General features: G+C 47.0%; 1 protein-coding gene. It reads right to left on the bottom strand.

The window, feature by feature from the left end; genetic code table 11:
* Positions 1-85: 85 nt before the first annotated feature.
* Positions 86-866: EamA family transporter RarD (gene rarD, locus R8N47_RS24275; protein ID WP_318185987.1), on the bottom strand; the 781-nt coding region annotated here is incomplete at its 5' end.

Below are 866 nucleotides of genomic sequence, written 5' to 3'. Positions count from 1 at the left end.
ATCTGTTCCATTACATACAAAAAAAGCTTGGTCACATAATGACCAAGCTTATCCATCAATTGTTAGATTGTCTTGTAAAAAACGATCACTGTGACTGAATGGCTCGGCGTGAACGGCTATTGTTGCGCAGCCCATCGAAGCTAAATACCACAAGAGCTCCCCAAATAAAGGCGAACGTAATCGCTTTATCCATCGTGAAGGTCTCGCCGTAAATTAACACTGCAAGCAAGAACATCAGGCTAGGGCCGATGTACTGGAAAAAGCCGAGCGTTGATAATTTGAGGCGAGTCGCGGCACCAGTGAAGCACAGCAATGGCAAGGTCGTCACCACACCTGCTGCAATCAACAACGTATTGAGCTGCCATGGGTTTTCAATCATGTTTGCCGTTGGTGAACTGGCAATAAACAGAAGATAAACGGCGGCAGCGGGTAATAAGATTAGCGTTTCGACAAACAAACCCGTTTGAGCATCCACCGCGACTTTCTTACGTAGCAAACCGTAAAAACCGAAGCTCATCGCCAACGCCATCGCTACAATTGGCACCGAACCAAAGACGATCAACTGCACCAAAACGCCGCATCCTGCCAATACCACAGCAAACCATTGCAGCTTACGTAGTCGTTCGCCCAAGAACACCATACCGAGCAACACGTTAATCAGCGGGTTGATGTAATAGCCTAAGCTGGCATCCAGCATGTGATTGGAGTTAACCGCCCAAATGAAGATCAGCCAGTTGCCACCAATCAATACCGAACTGGAAAGCAAATACGCGATTTTCTTTTTATCTGTGGCGATGTGATAAACCGAGCGCCAGTGACGGCCAAAATGAAGAAGTGCGGCAAGCAAAAAGAAAGACCAAATCACT

The organism is Vibrio sp. 2132-1, assembly GCF_033344315.1.
Note: the sequence above shows the minus strand (reverse complement) of the source record. Positions and strands in the feature narration are given on the sequence as shown.